A 20,964-nucleotide genomic window follows, 5' to 3' on the forward strand; every position below is an offset into this window, starting at 1 on the left:
TCATTCCTCGCCACATAGCGGGAACTATCTTGTCTTGTCTTTTTGAAACTGTTACTGCTCTTATCTTGTATGTGCGATTACATTAAAAATGTAACGACATCCTTAGTGTAGGGTAAACAAACAATCAATTCAAGGGCAAATATAGAAATATCTGCGTATATAAATTCGGACTGTTAAGTTTTCTTAATCTTTTGTGTAATACATCTATACAACCCGCAATCCTTTTGCTTCAACTGTCGGCAATGGAATACCCGCTTCAGTTAAAAGCCAATCAACATAGCCGTTGTGCCACTTAGCAAGCAACTCGATTGGTATATCAAGATAGTGCTTATCTCTAATACTTTGCGGCGCATGACCTTGGATTCTTGCCCCAGCACCATCAGGTTGTTCAGCCCAAATAAACAACGATGCAAAAGACCTTCTTAATCCATGAATTGATAGGTGAGGTATGCCAGCCAATGCGATGGCTTGGTTATGCGCAATTCGAGGCTCAGTAATAAATCCTTCCTTCGCCTCCAGACTGCTAAATACATACTCGTTCCGTCTGGGTAATGAATCAATCAACTGCTCCATATACAGATTTAAAGGGATGTAGCGACCCTCAGTCTTAATCTTGTCCTTTAACCACACAGTCTTGGCTTTGAAGTCCACATCAGACCATTTCAGGGTGATTAACTCGCCTCTTCTTGCGCCAGTAATCAGTAAGCACTGAAGATATGCGGAGATAACTTTGTTAGATAATTTTTGAACCGCAGTGAACCAGTCGGCAATATTATTTTTTCGTAATACATCGCCATCCTTCTTGCTGTTCTTGCTAGGCAATATTGCTAAAAGACTATCTTCAGAAACAGTCTCACGATTCACAATCGCTCTGTATCTATCATCCTTGGCACACCACCCCCAAAATGTTCTAAACATCTGGAAGCCTTGCCGTGCGTTGTTGGGTCGTGTTTTTCTCTCTTCGTTAAGCCAATCTTTCAACACGGCTGGGGTTATCTCTGCAAGCCTTAACTGAAGCAACGGATACAAAACTCCTTGCACTGTTACCTTGCTACCTCGCTTGTGAGGAATGCCGCCTTGCTGAGTCATGTTGAGGTGGTCTTGAAGATGTCTCTCACCCCACTTCTTACCCTTAGCCAGACCTTTCAACGGCATGAGTGATTTTTGATACTCGATGTAATCATCCCAAGCATCTTTTACAAGCAACCTCTCCCTATCAGCCTGAGCCTTCTTCTGCTCTTTAACTTTGGCTTGGGCAAGCCCTTTCTCTTCTCGTTCCTGTCTTGGGTCAATGCCAAGGGCAAACTTGTGCTGAAGGTCGTAGGCAAGTTCTTGAACCTTGTCGAACGGAATATCGCCAATTGGATAGCGAACTGTTTTGCCGTGAAGCCGCTTCTCGAAAAAGAAGGACTTTTTACCCGTCTGAGATATACGCAGACCTAAGCCCCTGATATTGGCATCCCAATAGAGCGTTTGTTGCTTGCCCTCTAAGCATTTGAGGTCTTTGGTTGCGGCTAAGGTGAATTTAAAGGTGGTTTCCATTTTTTGCCCTATTTGCCCCGAAGTTCAACTCGTAGGCACATCGTAGGCAAATTCTAGCAATATTTAGGAAAATTGGGGAATATTGCGGAATAGGCTATAAGCCTTAAAAATACTAGGTTTAGGCTTATACTTACTAGGAATTTGAGATTTTATAAGGGTCTGAAACGAGCCATTTTGTCGGGCTCATAACCCGAAGGTCGTAGGTTCAAATCCTGCCCCCGCAACCAAACAAGTAGAGGGCTTTGAAGGCGATTATGTCTTTAAAGCCTTTTTGCTTTTCTAGGTCATATATTGGCCAGCATTAAGATCTCAAGGAATTTAACTCATCAAGCAGTTAGCGCCAAATGCGCAATGAATGCAGATCTGTTTTCTCCAGCCTTTTTTGCTTTTGCATCTAACCTAGCCAAAACCTTTTTTGGCAGAGTGATATTTATTCTCTCAATTTCATCCGAAAGCAATGCTGGATCAATTTCTACAATTGCCCAAACCCAGCCCTTAAATTCTTTTTTCTTTTGCAGCTCCCTTAAGGAGCTAGGCTTTGGTATTACTTGGCCCCCATCCAAAGCCATCTCAATCCAAAGCTCTATAGCCTCTTTAGCCTGATCTATTGCTTCATCAAGACCGATATCAGCAGCAGAAAAACAACCAGGCAAATCTGGAACAACAACTCCCCATGCGTTTTTCTCACTGCCTGGCTCAATCGCTATTGGATATTTCATCTAAGACCCCTCTTTTAATCTGGCTTGTTTCAGTATTTTTTCTATCAACCCCATACCTAAGTCTTTTCTTGGATGCGGGATGCAGACATGGCCAGACTTTGTTTTATGAGTAAATATGTGATGCGATCCTTTTGTTCTGCTTAATACCCATCCATCACCCTTTAAAAGCTCAATTAGCTTTTTGCTATGCATCTATCTCCCTCGTATTATACACACCATACACACCAAAGTTTCTTTATCGCGCTTCTCGATGCCATAGCCGCTTTCTATCCTGTCGCCAAAATCGAGACTCAGTCTGCTTACGCTCTGATTGAGCCGGAAATTCCCAAACCTGCGCACCAGTATTTGGTGTTTGATAAAACGGAATATTCATACTTTGGTATCGGACAGTTACTGATGAGTGAGGATGTCCATAACGATTGCGATACCCGTTCTGTGCAAATGCTTCATCGGGACTGAGTGCCGTTAAGAACTCTTGAGAAGAGGATGTTTTGCTACCGTGGTGCGGTGCCATGAATATCAAATTCTTATTCCTTAAATGATTGAGGGCTTTTTGAGTTAAGCGCTCAGTGATTTCGGCCTCACCCTGCTTTTCAACATCACCCGTTAACCAAAATGAAGTAGTTTGATTGCGAACTTCCAGAACGCAACTGACTTCATTAGGCTTTCTGGGGTGGTGATCCTCAAAATTGGTATGCTCATGAGGATGCCAAATATGAAAGTCAACCCCATCCCATGACCATTGCTGACCAAAGCGACAGGGAATTGCGGGAATCTTTCTCTCCTTCAAATTCTCGAGTAATGGATTAGTACTTGGCAAAGATCCCATCATGGAATCGAAGCTGATTTCTTTGAGCAGAGTTGCGGCACCTCCAATGTGATCGCTATCACTATGACTAATTATCATGCGATCAATGTGATTGATTCCTCTTCCCCTCAAATACGGCAGGATGATTCTTTGTCCAGCATTATCTTTTCCCTGAATCGGTCCGGTGTCATATAGCAGTCGCTTTGTTTTAGTTTCAATCAGGACTGCCGTGCCTTGGCCGATATCGAGTACCGTTGCGCGAAACTCGCCTTTTTCTAAATGGGCACTAGTCGACAACTGAATAAATAGGGTTGCGCACAATACGAGGCCCGCTATTCTTGACATCCAACTTTCCTGAATAGATCCAGGACGAATCGCTATAAGGATTCCGATGGTCGATAAGGCTATCGCCCACCAGGCTGGCTGGCTAGACCAAGCGATTGACCATTTCCAGCTAGCCATCCACGCAAGCATGATTGCTAAGTAGTCCATCGTGGCATGCGCTGGTATCAATAAGTACTTACCAATGAAGTCAGGCAACAAGGCGCCAGCAATAGCTAAGGGGGTCACGATATAACTCACTACAGGGATAGCAATAGCATTCGCCAGGGGCGAAACAATCGAGACTTGATAAAACCAATACAAGGTCAATGGTAAAAGCGCAATGGTGACAACCGCTTGAACTCGGCATGCTTCACGGAGCGCTTGAATCACCCTATTTCTCCAATGAACCTCCAGCTCTCTACCAGTAGGTAAGCCCAACAAGCCAGCAGAATCCTGCATGGCATACAAAATCGCAGCTACCGCTCCAAACGAAAGCCAGAACCCCGGCGTATAAGTGGCCATCGGATCAATCACTAGTACAAAAAATAGAGCCCACCACCAGATATCAAATGAACGAGGATTTCTGCCAGACCATAAGGCAAAGGCAACTACCCCGACCATATACATCGTTCGCTGCGCAGGAATCTGAAAGCCTGCCAGCCACGCATACACGAAGGCTGTCAAAAATCCTACTGCAGCTGCGACCTTGCCAACCGGAACCGAGAGCGGCAGTGTGTTGCGACGCCAGATAAATGTGGCGAGCATAGCGCCAAATCCTGCCAACATCGTGACATGAAGACCTGATATGGAGATGAGATGCCCAATTCCAGTGGCATTAAATACACGCCAATCTTCTTGGTCGATTGCATTTTGATCTCCCATCACTAAGGCAGCAATTACTCCGCCATAACGAGCATCTTTTGATAGTAAGCGCTGAATCTTTTGCCTTAACTTCCACCGCTGATACTCCATGGCTAGAGTAAATTCTGTAAAAGCAATATCCTTCTCAAGAATTAATTGTCCTGACCTAACTGACCCACTTGCACCAAAGTCTTGATGAAATGACCAGCGCTCAAAATCAAAAGTATGGGGATTCAGAGATCCATAAGGTCTTTTAATTTTGACCTTAAGTTCCCAGCGCTGACCTGGAATGACTTCCGGTACATCCTGAGGATTGCGCCATGCAGGCTGCCAACTCAAATAGACCTGCGGAGGAAATGATCTAATCCTCTCGCGCCCCAAAAATGCCCGATCCACCTCAAAAGAAAACTTTGCGCCGCTAGAAGCGCTCTGGGGTAAAGCATTGACCCTGCCTTCGAGCACAAGGTCTTTACCCTCATGCTCTAAGGCTAGGATATTGCTTAAACGATCCTGTGCGTAATATGCGCTCCAAGCAAACCCCAAGGCGCAACAACAGACTGCCAGTAATAGGCTGCTAGCATGGCGATATTGGACCAATGGGCGATTAAGGTAAAAACCCAATAGAAAAACAATGATAGTTACCGCGCACATCCAGCGCCAATACTCTGGCACAGTCGGTAAAAGTAGAAGTAGCGATCCCCCGGCGATAAACGCCGCAATATTGATGCGCAAGTTCTTAAGAAGCGGATTGTAGGTTTGGATTGTCAGTCATTAGGGATGACCAACGGGGCAATGCTTGCATGGCATTTTGCCAAACTGCTTTTGAAAATACTTCTTCACTAATTCCACGAATACCTGCTAATTGCTGCGCAATTCTGGGGAGTAGCGCAGGCTCATTAAATAGACCGCCCGCCTCTTTGAGCCAGGCTGGCGGTATATCCGGCGCATCAGTTTCAGTAACAATACTTTCTAGTGGCAGCTCTTTTAAGAGACGGCGAATCTGCAATGCCCGATCATAGGTTGCAGCACCACCAAATCCAAGCTTAAATCCTAGTGCAATAAATTGCTCAGCTTGCTGATGACTACCATTGAAGGCATGCGCTATACCGCTAGAAACGGTTCTTTTACGCAGAGCTTTCAGAATGGCATCCTGTGAACGACGCACATGCAAAATCACCGGCAACTGAAATTGCTGTGCCAAATCCAATTGCTTGTGAAAGAAAAATTCTTGCCGCTGAGGGTCGAGTCCCTCCACAAAATAATCCAAGCCGATCTCACCAATACCTACAAATCGAGGATCATCCAGTGATTGCTCAATTTGATTTTTAAGAGCACCGATATCACTCTCTTGCGCTCGATTGATATAAAGCGGATGAATACCTAGCGTGTACACCAATCCTGGGATTTGATTGCCGTACTGGTTTGCTAAAGTTTTGGCTGGATCCCAATCGGAAGCTTGAACTGTAGGTAGCAGAATGGCTTTAACGCCTTTATCCGCCGCACCTGAAATAATTCTCGGCAGGACATCCTTAAACTCTGGCGCGTCTACATGGCAATGGGTATCCACCCATGCAAGGTCTGTATTCACTTCGCTCATTGTGCGAAGATCTTTAATACTCCGCGCTCTAAATGCAAAATCCGGTCACAACGTTTAGCACGAATAGGATCATGGGTCACAATCACAAAAGCGGTACCCTGCTCACGAGCAATATCCAACATCAAGTCAAATACGCCATCGGCAGTTTCGGTATCAAGATTACCCGTTGGCTCATCCGCTAAAACACAAGAAGGATTGCCAACTAGTGCACGGGCCACTGCAACACGCTGACGCTCACCACCAGACAGTTCACCTGGCGTGTGTTGAACACGCTTTGCTAGGCCAACTGCATGTAACATTGCGCTTGCTCGTTCCATGGACTCTTCATTACTTAGGCCCCGAATACGTAAAGGTAGCGCCACATTCTCAATGGCACTGAATTCATCCAAAAGATGGTGGAACTGGTAAATAAACCCCAGACTGTGATTACGCAGTTGATCTAATTTACTTACTGGCAATTGATGAAGATTCTGCCCAGCAAGTATCACGGTACCTGCACTTGGAGTATCTAAGCCACCTAGTAGATGTAATAAAGTGCTTTTTCCTGAACCAGAAGAGCCAACGATGGCCACCTTCTCGGAAGCGCTTACCTGTAAATCAATTGCTTTTAGGACATCAACTGCTGTCGACCCTTTGCCATAGGTCTTTGCAAGGCCCGACGCACTCAAAATGATTTGATTGGGATCACTCATAGCGCAATGCCTCCGCAGGCTGAACTTGAGCGGCTCGTCGACTTGGGTAGAGTGTAGCCAATACAGAAAGGCCAAAAGCCATAAGGCCAACAGTAAGAACATCAGATAAACGAACGTCCGATGGCAACTCACTGATAAAGTACACATCGCGTGGCAAGAAACGCACGCGGAAGATAGCTTCAATTGCAGGAACAATCACATCGATGTTTAACGCAATTAGGAGACCTAAGCCAACTCCGGCTAAAGAACCTAGTAGACCAATCGCCAAACCTTGTACCAAGAAGATTCGCTGAATAAGTCCAGGACTTGCGCCCATCGTTCTTAAGATGGCAATGTCAGCTTGTTTCTCATTCACTGTCATTACCAAGGTGGATACCAAATTAAAAGCAGCTACCGCAATAATCAAGGTGAGGATGATGAACATCATCTTTCGTTCTGTTTGAACAGCAGCAAACCAATTGCGATTGGAACGCGACCAGTCACTCACCCACAAAGCTTGTGGAACAACTTGGGCTAATTCAGAAGCTATCTCTGGTGCACGCTGCATATCATCGACCTTCACGCGTAAGCCGGATGGGTCTTGTAAGCGCAGTAAAGCTGCAGCATCTTTCCAGTGCATGATGGCTAAAGAGCTGTCGTATTCATAATGACCGCTGTCCACGATGCCGACGACTTGAAGCGTCCGCATTCTGGGCATGGCACCTGCTGGAGTGAGATCACTCTCTGGCACGATTAAGTTAATGCGATCGCCAACCCGTGCGCCAACCATATTGGCAAGCTGTGCCCCCAAGGCAACACTAAACGCCCCTGGCTTGAGATCCTCAATGCTGCCAGCAACAAACTGTTTAGGTAAATCAGAGACTTTGCCCTCTTCACTTGGCAACACTCCCCGAATAGACACGCCACGCATCACGTTCTCGCGACTGAGCAAACCTTGCGAGCTGACCATTGGCGCAACACCCACTACGTGCGGCTGGGCAGCAACCTTGAGTGCAATCGGCTCCCAATTGGCCAAACCATCTGGGGCAGTAATTTCAACGTGAGAAAGGACGGATAACATGCGGTCGCGCACCTCCTTCTGAAAGCCATTCATGACTGAAAGCACCACAATCAGGGCAGCAACGCCCAAAGCGATACCTGCAGTGGAGATTCCAGAAATAAAAGACAGGAAGCCATCACGCTTACCCACCGTCTTGCGACGCTTGGATCGGGTATAGCGCAGGCCAATTTCTAGCTCAATGGGAAGTCTCAACATGCTTACAGTTTAGTGAATTAAACGAGCAAACAGATGGTTTCTGTAAATGCCACCTAAAATCAGGGGAATGACTACCAATTTGACCTTCCTTACAAGTTCTTTGCGACGCTTTACCCTGATGGTGTCGGGAGAAGATGCTATTGACGCGGGATTAGAGGGTAATACCCCGCCCAGCGGACTTCCACAAGAGCGCTTTCTACTGGGCGATCAACTACCGATTGCCCCAGTGTTACTTCTAGGTCAAAGCGACCTAGAAGTTAACCCGAATGAAGCCATTGCTTGTCTTCAGCCAGTCCACCTTCATGCCACTCGGGATCATTTAATCCTGATGGCCCAAAGTCAGATTGATCTGACAGCAAGTGAATCTGTTAGCTTGCTACAAGTTGCCCTCCCCTTCATCGAGGAAGATTTTAGAAATAAGGTGTTATTCCAAGGTCAACGTGATTGGTTTATTTCAGCTGGTCCATTTGCCAGTCTTGCAACGCACTCTATTGATCAAGCGCATGGTCGCAATATTGATTGGTGGATGCCGCGCGATACAAACGTGATTGGAGTTGCTAAGCTCTGGCGCAAACTCCAAAATGAAATTCAGATGCTCTGGCATATTGACCCGGTCAATCAGGAGCGAGAACAACGCGGATACCCCAGCATCAACTCCTTATGGATTAGCGGTATCGGCAAACTGTCTGATATCCAGACTCCCCCATTGCTGGAGAATGTAGACCAGATATACGGAGATCACCCCCTCTTGGCTGGCTTAGCTAAATACCTTGCAATCCCTCAGCAGCGTGAAATTGATTTCTCAAATCTGCAAAATACCTTTGCATGGATTGATCGCCCTGAGAGTATTTGGGATAACTTAAGAGCAGCACTCTTGGGTAATGAGTTAGATGAAATCGAAGTGATTGATTTTCCCAAGGGTCAAATTCGCCACAGAATTTTCACTTCCAAGGACTTAAATAAACTGTCATGGGCCTTCTGGAAAAAATCAGAACCCTTAACTTGGCAAAAAATTATTTCATCATGAGTCTATTTTCTCAGCGTCCCTTCTCTGATCGCACAGTTAGCTGGTTACAGCAAAGTGGTCTGCACCCATTGCTAGCCAGGCTGTACGCAGCACGCGGCATCGATAAGCCAGATCAACTCTCTTTAGATCTAAAGCAACTACTCTCGCCAGTAGAACTTAAAAACTGCATCAGTACTGCCACCCTGCTAGCCGATATTTTGGAGCGCAAAGAGTCTATGCTGGTAGTAGCAGACTATGACTGCGATGGCGCTACTGCATGTGCTGTTGCTCTGCGTGGATTAAAGATGTTGGGTGGACCAGATACTCCCATTCAGTTCTTGGTGCCCAATCGCTTTACGATGGGCTATGGACTAACTCCAGAGGTTGTTGATCTTGCCGCTCAGCAAGACCCTAAACCAAAATATCTCATTACAGTCGATAACGGCATTGCTAGCGAAGCTGGGGTAGATCGAGCCCGCGAGCTAGAAATGGAAGTCATCGTGACCGACCACCATCTTCCAGGAGATCGACTACCTAAAGCCACTGCAATCGTTAACCCCAATCAACCAGGCTGTAGCTTTCCGAGCAAAGCCCTTGCCGGTGTAGGTGTGATGTTCTATTTATTAGTGGCACTTCGTGCAGAGCTTCGTCAGCGCGGTAAATTTACTACTGAGACTCAACCTAAGATTGAGAACCTCTTGGATCTCGTGGCCTTAGGCACCGTAGCGGATGTGGCACAGCTTGATCGCAATAATCGCATCTTGGTTTCTAATGGCCTCAAGCGTATTCGTTCGGGAGTATCTCAGGCAGGTATTCAGGCGCTGTTTCAGGCGGCTGTGCGCGATCCTCGCAAAGCGAATACCTTTGACTTAGGTTTTGCTATCGGTCCTCGCTTAAATGCAGCAGGACGTCTGGCGGATATGACTTTAGGTATTCGCTTATTAATTTGCGATAAGCCTGAGCAAGCCATTGAGCTGGCTTATGAACTTGATCGCATCAATCGCGAGCGACGCGTTATTGAAGGCGGCATGCAAGAAGCCGCTCTCGCTCATCTTGCTGAGGATCAATTAGCAGGCACGATGGCAGAGCGCTCTAGCATCTGTCTTTGGAATCCAGAGTGGCACCAGGGGGTGGTTGGTATCGTGGCCTCTCGCCTGAAAGAACGATTTAATCGTCCCGCAATTGTCTTTGCTCCAGCTGATGGTGCTAGCGGAGAAGAATTGCGTGGCTCCGGGAGATCGCTGACAGGTTTTCATCTGCGCGATGCCTTAGATATTGTTTCTAAGCGTGAGCCTGGCTTAATTCTGAAGTTTGGTGGCCACGCCATGGCGGCAGGCCTCAGCATTAGAAAATCCGATTTTGAAAAGTTTGATACCGTGTTTCAGCAAGTTGCTAACGGCTTACTGAATGATGAATTGTTAGAGCGTCGCCATATACATGATGGGCCACTAGATCTATCTGAATTCACACCCGAAACTGGCGATCTCCTGGCTGAAGAAATCTGGGGGCAAGGCTTTCCTCAACCCATTTTTTATGGGGAATTTGAGATTGGGCAGCAAAGCCTCATGAAAGAAAAGCATCTGCGCCTGCAGCTACGCCCGATTGGAGGCGGTCCATTGGCTAGCAAGCCATTTACTGGGGTCTGGTTTAACCACACCCAACCCTTGCCAGCCAAGGCCAAGCTGGCCTATCGCCTAGTCACCGACCGTTTTCAAGGGCAGGCACGCGTACAACTCATGATTGAGGCCCACGACGAGGCTTAGGCTGTAATAACCCCCTTATAATCAGGGGATGGAAGCCGAACAACTCAACATTATTTCAAATACCCTGTCCGATCTGCTCACCCGTGAGCAAGCACTCCGGGGGTATCTTTGACTTCGAAGTAAAGTCACGACGCCTTACTGAAGTTAACTCTATTCTTGAAGATCCCACTATCTGGGATGATCAAAAAAAAGCGCAGGCCCTCGGTAAAGAGAAGAAATTGCTCGATGGTGTTGTTGCCACTCTCACCGATTTAAATAGCAACATCACTGGCGCCCTCGAATTATTCGATATGGCTAAAGAAGAAAGTGATTTTGAAACTATTTCTGCCATCGAACAAGACGTTGAAAGCTATAGCAAGATCATTCATGATCTCGAGTTCCGTCGCATGTTCCACAATGAAATGGACTCTTGCAATTGCTTTATCGATGTTCAAGCAGGCGCTGGTGGAACAGAGGCCTGCGACTGGGCCAGCATACTTTTACGCCAATATCTTAAATATTGCGAGCGCAAAGGCTACAAGACAGAAATCCTAGAAGAATCTGATGGCGATGTTGCCGGCATCAAGAGTGCCACTATCAAGGTGGATGGTGAATATGCTTACGGACACCTACGCTCAGAAACTGGTGTGCACCGTTTGGTACGCAAGTCACCTTTTGATTCATCTAATGGTCGCCATACTTCTTTTGCCAGTATCTATGTATACCCAGAGATTGATGACTCAATTGAGATTGACGTTAATCCAGCAGATATTCGTACCGACACCTATCGTGCCTCTGGTGCGGGTGGTCAGCACATTAATAAAACCGACTCCGCTGTTCGCTTAACCCACCTTCCCACCGGAATCGTGGTGCAGTGTCAGAACGATCGAAGTCAGCATCGTAATAGGGCTGAAGCAATGACGATGCTCAAATCTCGCTTGTATGAGCACGAGATGCAAAAACGTCGTGCTGAGCAAGATAAGCTTGAGGCTAGTAAAACCGATGTGGGCTGGGGTCATCAAATCCGCTCCTACGTACTGGATCAAAGTCGGATTAAAGACTTACGTACTAACGTTGAGATCTCAAATACACAAAAGGTATTAGATGGTGACCTTGATGCCTTTATTGAAGCCAGCCTGAAGCAAGGCGTTTGATGCAGTACCCCCATTCCAGTTATTAATATTCCATATGAACGATCAAGTGAATTCAACTCCCAACCAAGCTGCAGCTACTGAAGCTGTAGATGAAAACCATATCATTGCCGAGCGTCGTGAGAAATTAGCCAAGCTACGCGAAGGTGGCATCGCATTTCCGAACGACTTTATACCAACCCACTTAGCCGCAGATCTTCACACTCACTACGACAGTCTTACCAAAGAAGAATTAGCCGCCAAGAAGGTGCATGTCAAAGTGGCTGGCCGCATGGTACTCAAGCGGGTGATGGGTAAGGCAAGCTTTGCCACCATTCAAGATCGTAGTGGCCAAATTCAGTTCTACATTAATGATGAAATCAGTGGTGCTGATATTCATGGTGCATTTAAGCACTGGGATATGGGTGACTTTATCTCTGCTGAAGGCAATTTGTTCAAAACTAACAAAGGTGAACTCTCAGTCGAATGTAGCAAGCTGCGTCTATTAAGCAAGTCTTTACGTCCACTGCCAGATAAGTTTCATGGTCTATCAGACCTAGAGACCAAGTATCGCCAACGTTACGTTGATTTGATCGTCAATCCAGAAAGTCGCAATACTTTCAGAGCGCGTAGCAATACGATTGCTTCTTTGCGTCGCCATATGCTCGATGCAGACTTCATGGAAGTAGAGACGCCTATGCTCCACCCAATCCCTGGTGGCGCTACGGCTAAGCCTTTCATTACGCATCACAATGCTTTAGACATGCAAATGTTCTTGCGCATTGCCCCAGAGTTATATTTGAAGCGTTTAGTAGTGGGCGGCTTTGAGCGTGTGTTTGAGATTAACCGCAACTTCCGAAACGAGGGTGTGAGCCCACGCCACAATCCAGAATTCACGATGATGGAATTCTATGCAGCTTATACCGATTACCGTTGGTTGATGGATTTTACGGAGAGCTTAATTCGTGCTGCAGCAATGGATGCGCAGGGTACTGCTGTTTTGACCCACCAAGGTCGTGAACTGGATCTCAGTAAACCCTTCCAGCGCTTAACAATTACTGAAGCCATCCTGAAATATTGTGGCCAGTCAAACAAGAGTTATGAAGCGGCTCAATTAGAAGATGCTGCATTCATTCGCTCTGAATTGAAAAAAGGTGGCGAGAACCCAGACTCCCCTACCCTTAAGAATGCTGGCATTGGCGCTCTTCAATTAGCTTTATTTGAATTGGTTGCTGAGTCACATCTATGGGAGCCAACTTACATCATCGATTACCCAATCGAAGTGAGTCCTCTTGCCCGTGAATCAGATACCCGCCCTGGCATTACCGAGCGCTTTGAATTATTCATTACTGGTCGCGAAATCGCCAACGGCTTTTCAGAGTTAAATGATGCTGAAGATCAAGCCAATCGCTTCCGTAAGCAAGTAGAACAAAAAGAAGCGGGTGATGAAGAGGCAATGTACTTTGACCATGACTTCATTCGTGCACTGGAATATGGCATGCCTCCGACTGGTGGTTGCGGTATCGGCATTGACCGTTTAGTCATGCTGCTAACTGACGTACCTAATATTCGTGATGTGATTTTGTTCCCGCATCTACGTCGCGAGGAAGAGTAAGCGGCTCGAATACCTTGATCCAGAAATCAAAAGCCGCAGAATTCAAACTCTGCGGCTTTTTTTCGACTACATCAGGAATGGTTAAATAGCTGGATATAACTTCGTGCTCTCGCTGTCAATGACAGTCACATTTACTGGAATACCCAAGCTCACGCTAGAAGATACAGTACAGAAGTCCTGAAACTGCGCTAATACACGCTCAAGGTTCTCAAGGGTATTGCCTGGAACGCCAATCCGAATCTCTACATTGATAGCCAATATGCGTAAGCGGTTTTCTGCGTTTCTACCGATTTCACAACTGGCCTTCGTTTCGATCGGTTCGGGATTTTGCTTAAACTTTCTGAGCGCAAAGAGCAGTGAATCAGACAAGCAGTTAGCCACACCTGCCAACAAGAACTGTGATGGGGTGGCACCCTGTGATTTTCCAAGGGGTGGCGGCTCATCCCCATAAATAGGATCACGTTCTTCGTTGTAATAAATAGCAAATTGATAATCAGCTTGCTGAACTAGTCTTACGGAGGGTTCGCCACTCATAAAAACTCCAATAACTTAAAACACCATATTAATAGATAGCGGGAATTAACTTTTTGACTCTACGCTGATAGTCTCGGTAATCTGGAAAACGCTCTATCAGCCAGACCTCTTCACGCCTTGCCTTGATATCAAATAAGAAAAATAAGCCAATGGCATAGATCAATATATAAATGCCAGGGAAGATGAGTAGCCAAGCTAGTGCTGCTAAGAGCACCCCAAAGTAGATCGGGTGTCGTACAAATTGATATAAGCCATCCTGAATCAGAACGGCATTGTCTTTTGGGCAGGGCAAAGGGGTGAGATTTTTGCCGAGATTAATGACGGCAATCACCATAATTAAGGTGGCTAGCAAGGCAATCGCAATGCCACAGGACTGGAGAATGAAAGTGATGGGTTCTGAGCTGACAAGAAGAGGGCCTTGAGGGCCAAATAAGATGAGGCCAATCAGAATTCCCTGCACCACCACATACCATGCCCCTCTCTCAAAGATAGATTGATGTGGCAATGAACTCATAGTGTGGCCTTATTAAGATAAGGCCACAGTCTAACTGGATTTAGTACAGCAAGGCCCTATTAAAGTGCTCATCAACGCTGCCCTCATCCTGGGTCAAGACATGTTGTGCAATGAGGAAAACGCCTGAAATGAAGCTAAGGCAAACTAGCACTCCAAAAGCATGGTATTGATTTAGGCCGTTCTGATTAAGGACATCAAGATAGAGAGCACTTTCTAGAGCCAGGTGGGTAGATAAGCTCAGTAGAGCCAAACCTAAAAATATCTGGATGATTGTGAGAAATAGGGGCTTTTGAATAGTGGGATTTGCGGACATATGATTCTCTCAATTGGGCATAAATTGATCATAGGGGGCTAGCCAGCATAAGTAAAAGAATCCCTTTTTATATGCTAAATACTTTTTTATCTATAGAGCCATCCCCAGAATGAGGATAATTAGGATTTACATCTTCATAATTAGTATTTATGGCTGCCTACAATACCGAAACCGTCCTTACCGTTCATCACTGGAACGACACCCTTTTTAGCTTCACTACTACTAGAAACAAAGGTTTACGCTTCCGTAGTGGTCATTTTTTGATGATTGGCTTGGAAGTTGAAGGTAAGCCATTGGTTCGCGCCTACAGTGTGGCAAGCCCTAATTATGAAGAGCATTTAGAGTTTTTAAGCATCAAGGTTCAAGATGGCCCCCTCACCTCCCGTCTTCAGAAGATTCAGGTGGGCGACCCCATTTTGGTTAGCGAGAAATCCGTGGGCACCTTAGTCATAGATGACTTAAATCCAGGAAAACACCTCTACTTATTTAGCACCGGGACAGGATTGGCACCTTTCATGAGCATTATTCGCGATCCGGATACGTATGAGAAGTTTGAGAAAGTAGTCTTGATTCATGGCGTTCGTTTGGTAAGTGAACTCGCTTATGGTGATTACATTAAAGATGAACTCACTCAAGACGAATATATTGGTGAAATCATTCGTGAGAAATTAATCTACTACCCAACAGTGACGCGCGAAGCTTTCAAGCACACCGGTCGCTTAACTACTGCGATTGAATCAGGGCAACTCTTTAAAGATATTGGCTTACCCCCGCTAGATCCAGCAGTCGATCGCGCCATGATCTGCGGTAGTCCATCCATGCTCAAAGAAACTGCTGAGATGCTAGATTCCAAGGGCTTCAAGGTATCTCCTAGCCTTGGTCAATTAGGCGACTACGTATTTGAGCGTGCATTCGTAGAAAAGTAAGTAAGCTATATATCCAAAAGTAATGTAATTATCGCTATATGTTTCTTGTGGATATATAGACACCTTGGTAAATTAGTCTTCAGAAGATATTTACCAAGGAACTGAGATGTCACCCGTCCGAGAGCACTACAACCCGATTATTACGCAGTTATTGCGTGAGCACGATAGCTTGCCGCATGAGAATGTAGCTGAACGAAAAAACTTTCAACGCAGAATTCTGTTCTTGATGACCACTATCAAGATGGAAGAGCTTGAGGACTCTTACGCTTAAGAACACTCGGCACAGATGCTTATCTGACGACTGGAATAAACCCATCTCGATTCGGCATCTTGACCAACGGTAATGACTTTGCATTCATTACCTCATCCTTTGAAACAATCTTATTCATATACAAGATGTAGGCAGTTAGGGCATACACCTGATCATCTGTCAGCGATTGTGGCGCCTGATGTGGCATGGCTCGTTTTACATAGTCAAATATCGTTGTGGCGTAAGGCCAAAAACTACCAACTGTTTTAACTGGCTTGTCTGTATTTAAGCTACCGCCACCAACCAATCGGTTAGCAATTCCGCCCTGCCCTTTATCTCCATGGCAGGATGCGCATTTTTGCTGGTAAATGATTTCACCAGTTGCAGCTGTACCGGATCCAGGAGGTAAACCTGCCCCACTGGGACCAACATCAATATTCCATGCTTTGATTTGATTTTCGGTAACTGGCTTACCAAGACCAACTGGGCCAGCAGCATGATATCCACTCGAGCAAGCCACCAAAACTCCAGACAATGCAACAGCCAAAGCCAGTTTCACAAAAGATTTAACGGCCATTTGTAATCTCCCCATTAGCAGCAACACGCCATGGCTGAATTGCATTGTTGTGATAAAAGCTATTAGGACTTTTTGCCTTTAATAAAGCCTCCATACTTGGCTGAGTGTCGCCACTAGAGTCGATCGCTCGACTCATGAATACAGTCGGTTCACCATTCCAAACCCAGGGATAGCGGAAGCGTACCAAAGATTTATCCATGACCGGCTCTTGCAAGATAGCATCAGCCCAAGACTTTCCTCCATCCGTTGATACTTCAACCCTTTTAATCTTTCCGTTACCAGACCAGGCAACGCCTGAAACTTCATAGAATCCCTTTGATTTGAGTTTCATCATGCCGGATGGTTGCGTTATTACAGACTTCACATCCATAGCAAAAGTAAATTGAAGAGCCTTGCCGTCAGCTTGCAAGTCGGTATAGGCTGATGTTTCTTCACGAGTTTGCCAGGGTTCAGAGCCTAATTTAAGGCGTCTTAGCCACTTAATACTCATATTCCCCTCAAAGCCCGGCAACAATAGACGCAAAGGATAGCCTTGCTCAGCCCGCAACATCTCACCATTCTGGGCATAAACCAATAGCGCATCATCCATCATTTTGCTCATCGGAATACTACGAGTCATTGCAGCGCCATCAGCACCTTCTGCTAAGGCCCATGTGGCGCCTGGCTGGACTCCGCATTCTTGAAAGATAGTCGAGAGACGAACCCCGGTCCACTCACAACAAGAAAGTAGTCCGTGAATTTCCTGAGCAGTTTTACCCGTTGCCTTCTTTAATTCAGCCGCACTATTACCGGAGCACTCCAAAAAATAAATACGAGATTCTGACGGAAAACGAACAATGTCTTCCATAGTCAACATCAGGGGCCTATCAACCATGCCATGAATGACTAAGCGATGCTGATCAGGATTGATATCAGGCACGCCAGCATGATGCCTCTCAAAGAAGAGCCCATTTGGCGTGATGATGCCATGCAAATTTTGCAATGGTGTTCTAGAGCCCGTTAAGAAAGTGGGAGCAGGAGACGGCAAGACTCGAACTACATTCTTTTCGTATTTTGAGGGGAGGCCGTAAGGTGGATTGATGAAAGTAGAGCCCTGCACCTTAGTCCAGGGGTCTACTTCTAAAAACTCACTTGCCGAGGCTTGAGCCAAGGTGGTGCCAGAGACTATTGCAGCGCTAAGACCTGCACCAACACCAGCAGAATTTTTTAGAAATTTTCGACGACTAACAATATTGCCTTTATCCGACATAGGTCATTCACCTTTTCAAAATACATGCATTACTGATGAGCACTTTTTAAAAGAATACCGCCAAAATAATGATTGGCAATTCAATTAAGAAAGATTCAAAATAAAAATGAGGCCGATTGAAGCAATAAATAGGGTTTCCACTAACAACATGACTACTGGTTGCCAACCCAACTTTGCCAACTCCTGAAAGTTTGTTTTCAGTCCAGCTGCACCAATAGCAATCACCAACATCCAGCGGGATATTCCGCCAATAGAATGGGTAAGGGAGCTTGGCAAAATCTGCATAGAGGCAATAACTGATAGTGCTACAAAACCCAATAAGAATGTCGGTATCAGACGTAGGCTACCCCACCCTAAGCGCTGAGATGATTTTTCAGCACCAAAGAAAATAGAGATAAACAACACAACAGGTAACAAAAGAGCGACACGGAAAAGCTTAACGACAGTTGCTACATCACCTGCCTCAGGACCAAACAACATACCTGCAGCAACCACCTGAGCCACATCATGAATGGTGGCTCCTAGAAAGATGCCTGCAGGTAAAGCGGTGATATCGAGCAACTGCAATGCGAAGGGGTACACCACCATGGCAATAGTGGAGAGGACAGTTACCCCAACCACTACAAGCAGAGTAAATCGCTCATTCTCTTTTGTTTTGGGCAGAACTGAAGCTACTGCTAGGGCCGCTGAAGCTCCGCAAATACCAACAGATCCACCCGCAATCAACCCAAAGTCTGTAGACAGCTTTAAGAATTTAGCCAGAAAGAATCCCAAGACTACCGTGGCAGCAACTGCAAACATCACCATTAATCCGGTATTCAAACCGATTGCAGCAATATCGACAAATGTAATCCGAATACCTAGAAACGCAACGCCCAAACGCAGGATCGTTTTGGCGCAAAAATCAATCCCTGGCTTTACTGCCTCATTGAGGTATAGAAAATGAAGTGATAAACCAATCAGTAGCGCATATAACAACTGTGGGCCACCATAGTTCTCAGAAAGAAAACTGGTCGACATGGCAATGACCAAGCAAACCAAAAGTCCTGGAATATTCTTCCGAGTGGTGATCAACATAAAGCTAAGCGACTAACTCACTGAAATACTCATGTTGAGTAGTATTTAAAGTCGAGACACGCCACTCTAGAGGCTCATCCTGAATGCCCAGCGCCACCCTTCTGATCACCAGCACGGGAGAGTCTGGATTTAATCCAAGCCATTCAGCATGTTGCTTCCCCGCTAAGCCAGCACGCAAACGCTCACTACTTCGCACAACGGTTTGACCGTATTCCATTTGATACATTTGGTAGATGCTACCTTTGCGATCAATAAAGTCCGCACGGGTTAATTCCTTGAACCGCTTTTTATCTAGGGTGATCTGATCAATCATGACGCACTGCCCTTCCAATGACAGGCGATTGGTAATTCTCCAAACGGGTGCGCCCTCTTTTATCACCAACTTACTCGCCTCTTCCTTATTGGCAGTAGCGCTATTTAAGGAGACTAGCCCAACTTTCGGATAAACCTTTTTCTCAGCATCGTGTTTAACAATGTGGAAAAAATAATATAAAAGTCTTTTGAGATCATGCTCAACAACATAGGTGCCCCTGCCTTGGCGTCGGACCACGATACCTTCCGCAACCAACTCGTCCACCGCTTTGCGCAGGGTACCTATAGATACATCCAACTCTTTTGATAAATCCTTTTCAGCAGGCAATGCCTGCCCCATAGGATATCGACCCCTGACCAGATCCTCGGTGATCTTTTGCTTGACTTCCTCGTAAGCGGTCAGGTTTCTCATGCTGCAGTCTTATGCTGATTCGTATAAACGTGTCAACACAAACTCACGATGACCAAGAATCTCAGAAGCAGTCAACTCGCCATCCGCTGTACGCTTCAAGCAATCCAACAACTTATCTCCCGCCTGGTCCATATTCTCTTCGCGACGCAATAAGCCAGACACGTCAACGTCGATGTGCTCACCCATAGTACGAACAGTCTTTGGATTAGCGCAAATCTTAATGACTGGAAGAATTGCATTACCGATCACGTTACCTTGACCTGTTGGGAAGAAGTGAGCTGTAAAACCTGCAGCTGCGCACAAGGTAACCATTTCAGCGGCGGCTGATGATGAGTCCATGAAATGCAATCCAGGAATCTTTGGCTCTTCACCTTTATCAAGCACGCTATCCACAATACATTTTTTACCAATTTTTTGGATATTGCCTAAAGCCTTCTCTTCAATGGTTGTTAAACCACCTGCAATATTCCCTTTGGTTGGCTGAGAGTCAGACAGATCGCTCGTCTTATGACGCTCAATCACATCCTGGTAGCGATCAAACATCTCGCGGAACTTTTTCTTAACCTCAGGAGTACGGCAACGCGCTTCAACCAAATGCTCACCACCAGTTAACTCAGTAGTTTCACCAAACACCATGGTGGAGCCAATTGCATACAACTTATCAAAAGCATCGCCTACGGTTGGGTTTGCACCACATCCAGAAGTTGTATCGGATTCACCGCATTTGGTGGAAACCCATAGCTCAGATAATGGAGCAGAAACACGTTTTTGCTTAGATGCATGCTTCATCATGTTGTAAGCAGCTTTACTTGCGGAAGCAATGGTTGCTGTGTCTCCATTACCTTCAATCCAGAATCCCTCAACTGGCTTGCCTGATGCCTTAATGCCATCAACGATAATTTTGGTCCACTGCGGCTCAATCCCAATTACAACTACAGCAGCTACGTTCGGATTGGAACCTGTACCAATTAAGGTGCGAAAGTGTAAATCCAAGTCAGCTCCGAACTGTAAACGACCATAGGAGTGAGGAATCGCCATCGTTCCTTTGATATTGTTTGCTACTGCTTCACAGGCTGCATTGGATAAGTCATCCAAAGGCAAAATCAATACGTGATTACGAATACCCATGCGGCCGTTTTCACGGCGATAACCTAAGAAGGTCGCGTCTTTCAAATTAGTCATTTTTTATATCTTTCTCAATGAATAGGTAGGTCAGGTGCCGGATTACCAGCGCTTAGTTTTTACGTTTTGGACGTGAAGGTGTTCGCCTTTTTTGATTGGGGCTACTACCTTGCCAATATCAACGCCGTATTTCATTACCGTGTCACCTGGTTTGAAATCGTTCAATGAAATTTTGTGACCAATAGGAATATCACTTTCAGACTTAATATTCAAAGTAAGGTCGCCATCCATGACCCAACCAATTAAGTCAGTTCCGGCCTTTACACCCTCAACTACTACTACACCTACGCCATCTGCTGGCTCATGCACGACAAAGTGGATCATTAC

At 45.8% G+C, this 20,964-nt stretch carries 22 protein-coding genes; 6 read left to right on the plus strand and 16 right to left on the minus strand.

All coding sequences use genetic code 11. The annotated features are described in order from the left end of the window. Positions 1-204 precede the first annotated feature (204 nt). From ICV89_RS07545 to ICV89_RS07575, 7 genes are all read right to left on the minus strand, one after another. A complete protein-coding gene (locus ICV89_RS07545; RefSeq protein ID WP_215307882.1) occupies positions 205-1,542 on the minus strand; it encodes a tyrosine-type recombinase/integrase in 1,338 nt (445 codons plus the stop codon). A gap of 326 nt (positions 1,543-1,868) precedes the next feature. Then, complete coding sequence (locus ICV89_RS07550) at positions 1,869-2,261, minus strand: type II toxin-antitoxin system HicB family antitoxin (RefSeq protein ID WP_215307883.1); 393 nt, start codon at positions 2,259-2,261, stop codon at positions 1,869-1,871. Further along, positions 2,262-2,453: a type II toxin-antitoxin system HicA family toxin gene (locus tag ICV89_RS07555; protein WP_215307885.1), complete on the minus strand. Its 192-nt coding sequence runs from the start codon at positions 2,451-2,453 to the stop codon at positions 2,262-2,264. A gap of 43 nt (positions 2,454-2,496) precedes the next feature. Continuing rightward, the gene (locus tag ICV89_RS07560; RefSeq protein WP_251370813.1) at positions 2,497-4,986 is read right to left on the minus strand and encodes a DNA internalization-related competence protein ComEC/Rec2; all 2,490 of its coding nucleotides are present in this window, start codon (positions 4,984-4,986) and stop codon (positions 2,497-2,499) included. Positions 4,987-4,990: 4 nt separating this feature from the next. Further along, positions 4,991-5,851 carry a TatD family hydrolase gene (locus tag ICV89_RS07565; protein ID WP_215307887.1) on the minus strand — a complete coding sequence of 287 codons (861 nt, stop codon included), beginning with the start codon at positions 5,849-5,851 and terminating at the stop codon, positions 4,991-4,993. Beyond that, positions 5,848-6,543, minus strand: a complete 696-nt coding sequence (gene lolD / locus ICV89_RS07570) for a lipoprotein-releasing ABC transporter ATP-binding protein LolD (protein WP_215307889.1) — start codon at positions 6,541-6,543, stop codon at positions 5,848-5,850. The genes ICV89_RS07565 and lolD overlap by 4 nt, the downstream gene beginning before the upstream one ends. Further along, positions 6,536-7,798 carry a lipoprotein-releasing ABC transporter permease subunit gene (locus ICV89_RS07575; RefSeq protein WP_251370814.1) on the minus strand — a complete coding sequence of 421 codons (1,263 nt, stop codon included), beginning with the start codon at positions 7,796-7,798 and terminating at the stop codon, positions 6,536-6,538. The genes lolD and ICV89_RS07575 overlap by 8 nt, the downstream gene beginning before the upstream one ends. A 67-nt stretch (positions 7,799-7,865) precedes the next feature. Between ICV89_RS07575 and ICV89_RS07580 the strand changes: the two genes are divergently transcribed. From ICV89_RS07580 to lysS, 4 genes are all read left to right on the plus strand, one after another. Further along, complete coding sequence (locus tag ICV89_RS07580) at positions 7,866-8,825, plus strand: hypothetical protein (RefSeq protein WP_251370815.1); 960 nt, start codon at positions 7,866-7,868, stop codon at positions 8,823-8,825. After that, positions 8,822-10,567: a single-stranded-DNA-specific exonuclease RecJ gene (gene recJ, locus ICV89_RS07585; RefSeq protein ID WP_215307893.1), complete on the plus strand. Its 1,746-nt coding sequence runs from the start codon at positions 8,822-8,824 to the stop codon at positions 10,565-10,567. The genes ICV89_RS07580 and recJ overlap by 4 nt, the downstream gene beginning before the upstream one ends. 28 nt (positions 10,568-10,595) lie before the next feature. Then, positions 10,596-11,700 (plus strand): peptide chain release factor 2 gene (prfB, locus tag ICV89_RS07590; protein ID WP_215307895.1). Its coding sequence is split into 2 segments (ribosomal slippage): positions 10,596-10,676 and positions 10,678-11,700, totalling 1,104 coding nucleotides; the frame shifts between segments, so codons are not numbered across the junction. A 34-nt stretch (positions 11,701-11,734) separates the two neighbouring features. Next, a complete protein-coding gene (gene lysS, locus ICV89_RS07595) occupies positions 11,735-13,291 on the plus strand; it encodes a lysine--tRNA ligase (RefSeq protein WP_215307897.1) in 1,557 nt (518 codons plus the stop codon). 81 nt (positions 13,292-13,372) lie between these two features. Here lysS and ICV89_RS07600 read toward each other — a convergent pair whose 3' ends face one another. From ICV89_RS07600 to ICV89_RS07610, 3 genes are read right to left on the minus strand one after another with little or no spacing between them, the layout of a single operon-like run. Beyond that, positions 13,373-13,825 (minus strand): OsmC family protein, encoded by a 453-nt coding sequence (locus tag ICV89_RS07600; protein ID WP_215307898.1) that lies wholly within the window; start codon positions 13,823-13,825, stop codon positions 13,373-13,375. 28 nt (positions 13,826-13,853) lie between these two features. Next, positions 13,854-14,339 carry an isoprenylcysteine carboxylmethyltransferase family protein gene (locus ICV89_RS07605; protein ID WP_215307900.1) on the minus strand — a complete coding sequence of 162 codons (486 nt, stop codon included), beginning with the start codon at positions 14,337-14,339 and terminating at the stop codon, positions 13,854-13,856. A 40-nt stretch (positions 14,340-14,379) separates the two neighbouring features. Continuing rightward, positions 14,380-14,652, minus strand: a complete 273-nt coding sequence (locus tag ICV89_RS07610) for a hypothetical protein (protein ID WP_215307902.1) — start codon at positions 14,650-14,652, stop codon at positions 14,380-14,382. A 149-nt stretch (positions 14,653-14,801) separates the two neighbouring features. On the opposite strand from ICV89_RS07610, the gene ICV89_RS07615 reads away from it, so the two are divergent. Beyond that, on the plus strand, positions 14,802-15,578 hold the full coding sequence (locus ICV89_RS07615; protein WP_215307904.1) for a ferredoxin--NADP reductase: 777 nt from the start codon (positions 14,802-14,804) through the stop codon (positions 15,576-15,578). A 106-nt stretch (positions 15,579-15,684) separates the two neighbouring features. After that, on the plus strand, positions 15,685-15,849 hold the full coding sequence (locus ICV89_RS07620; RefSeq protein ID WP_215310411.1) for a hypothetical protein: 165 nt from the start codon (positions 15,685-15,687) through the stop codon (positions 15,847-15,849). A gap of 19 nt (positions 15,850-15,868) precedes the next feature. On the opposite strand, the gene ICV89_RS07625 is transcribed toward ICV89_RS07620, so the two are convergent. The 6 genes from ICV89_RS07625 to ICV89_RS07650 all read right to left on the minus strand — a co-directional run bounded on the left by ICV89_RS07625 (position 15,869) and on the right by ICV89_RS07650 (position 20,961). Beyond that, positions 15,869-16,405 (minus strand): c-type cytochrome, encoded by a 537-nt coding sequence (locus ICV89_RS07625; RefSeq protein WP_371817833.1) that lies wholly within the window; start codon positions 16,403-16,405, stop codon positions 15,869-15,871. After that, positions 16,395-17,654, minus strand: coding sequence for a sulfite dehydrogenase (soxC, locus tag ICV89_RS07630; RefSeq protein WP_215307906.1), 1,260 nt, complete (start codon positions 17,652-17,654; stop codon positions 16,395-16,397). Before soxC ends, ICV89_RS07625 begins: the two co-directional genes overlap by 11 nt. Before the next feature lie 84 nt (positions 17,655-17,738). Beyond that, positions 17,739-18,731, minus strand: a complete 993-nt coding sequence (locus ICV89_RS07635; protein WP_215307908.1) for a YeiH family protein — start codon at positions 18,729-18,731, stop codon at positions 17,739-17,741. A 4-nt stretch (positions 18,732-18,735) separates the two neighbouring features. After that, positions 18,736-19,455 (minus strand): GntR family transcriptional regulator, encoded by a 720-nt coding sequence (locus tag ICV89_RS07640; protein ID WP_215307910.1) that lies wholly within the window; start codon positions 19,453-19,455, stop codon positions 18,736-18,738. Positions 19,456-19,464: 9 nt separating this feature from the next. After that, positions 19,465-20,637, minus strand: a complete 1,173-nt coding sequence (locus ICV89_RS07645; RefSeq protein ID WP_215307912.1) for a UxaA family hydrolase — start codon at positions 20,635-20,637, stop codon at positions 19,465-19,467. A gap of 42 nt (positions 20,638-20,679) precedes the next feature. Next, positions 20,680-20,961: an SAF domain-containing protein gene (locus tag ICV89_RS07650; RefSeq protein ID WP_015421504.1), complete on the minus strand. Its 282-nt coding sequence runs from the start codon at positions 20,959-20,961 to the stop codon at positions 20,680-20,682. Between the last annotated feature and the right edge of the window lie 3 nt (positions 20,962-20,964).

Origin of the sequence: Polynucleobacter sp. Adler-ghost, assembly GCF_018688495.1 — a bacterium.
Lineage (GTDB): Bacteria > Pseudomonadota > Gammaproteobacteria > Burkholderiales > Burkholderiaceae > Polynucleobacter.